Origin of the sequence: Cryobacterium sp. Y82 (genome assembly GCF_002929495.1) — a bacterium.
Classification (GTDB): domain Bacteria; phylum Actinomycetota; class Actinomycetes; order Actinomycetales; family Microbacteriaceae; genus Cryobacterium; species Cryobacterium serini.
In genome coordinates, this window is sequence record NZ_PJJJ01000004.1 from 1 (window position 1) to 1503 (window position 1503).

The window sequence follows — 1503 nt, forward strand, 5'->3', positions numbered from 1 at the left end:
CGGGAATGCAGTTCGTGGCTCGCCTCGTTCAATCCGTCGATGACGACGCGCTTGTCGTGCCGCTCATACTTGTAGGTGATGGCGTCGAGGGTGGCGACGGTCGAGGCATCCCAGATGTGTGATGCCGACAGATCGATGACGATGCGGTCGGGGTCGTCGGCGTACTCGAACTGGGTCATCAGGTCGTTGCTCGAGGCGAAGAATAGCGCCCCGGTCACCGTGTAGTAGGCGGTCGGCACAGGCTGGTCGAGTTCGACGGTGCGCTCGACCCGGGCGAGGTGGGCGACTCGGCGCGCGAAGGCGACCATCGCCACGATCACGCCGGCGACGACACCGATGGCCAGGTTGTGGGTGAGAACGATGATGACGACCGTGGTGACCATGACGGTGGTCTCGCTCCCCGGCATCCGCTTGAGAGTAGACAAGCGGATGCTGTGCCAGTCGAAGGTCAGATACGACACGATGATCATCACGGCGACCAGGGCGGCCATGGGCACGACGGCGAGTACGTCGCCGAGGCCGAGTACGAGAACGAGCAGGAAGATGCCGGCGAGGAAGGTGGAGATGCGGGTGCGGGCGCCGGAGGCCTTGACGTTGATCATGGTCTGGCCGATCATGGCGCAGCCGCCCATGCCGCCGAACAAGCCGCTCATGATGTTGGCGAGGCCCTGGCCCCAGGTTTCGCGGGTCTTGTTGGAGTGGGTGTCGGTGATCTCGTCGACGAATTTTGCGGTCATGAGCGACTCGAGGATTCCGACCAGGGCCATGCCGAGGGCGTAGGGGGCGATGATGGTGAAGGTGTCCCAGTTGAGCGGAACGCTGGGGAAAAAGAGTTCGGGCAGGCTCTGGGGGAGTTCTCCCTGGTCGCCGATGGTGGGGACGTTGATGGCGATGACGACGGTCGCGATGGTGAGCACGACGATCGCCACGAGTGGCGCGGGAACCACTTTGGTGATGCGGGGCATGACGACCATGATGATCAGGCCCGCCGCGACGAGCGGGTAGACCATAAAGGGTACGCCGAGGAGCTGGGGCAGCTGTGCGCCGAAGATGAGGATGGCGAGGGCGTTGACGAAGCCGACCATGACGCTGCGGGGGATGAAGCGCATGAGCTTCGCGACGCCGATCAGGCTCAGCACGATTTGAAACACGCCGGCGAGGATGACGGTGGCGATGAAGTAGTCCATGCCGTATTCGCGGGCGACCGGGGCGATGACGAGGGCGATCGCACCGGTGGCGGCGGTGATCATGGCCGGGCGGCCGCCGACGAAGGCGATGGTGACGGCCATCACGAACGAGGAGAACAGGCCGACGCGTGGGTCGACGCCGGCGATGATCGAGAAAGCGATCGCCTCGGGGATGAGCGCCATGGCCACGACGAGGCCGGCGAGAACTTCGCGGGTGAGCAGGCGGGGCGTGCGCAGAGCGGTGAGAACGGAGGGTTCCGCTCGGTAGCGGTTGGGCGCGGTGGATTTATGAACAATGGCCATGAGGCCTCCAAAA

At 64.5% G+C, this 1503-nt stretch carries 1 protein-coding gene; it reads right to left on the reverse strand.

Features of this window, described 5'->3' with window-relative positions:
• Nucleotides 1–1490 (reverse strand): SulP family inorganic anion transporter (locus CXY70_RS00030; RefSeq protein ID WP_104190385.1); only part of this gene is annotated, 1490 nt, incomplete at its 3' end.
• Nucleotides 1491–1503: the final 13 nt, after the last annotated feature.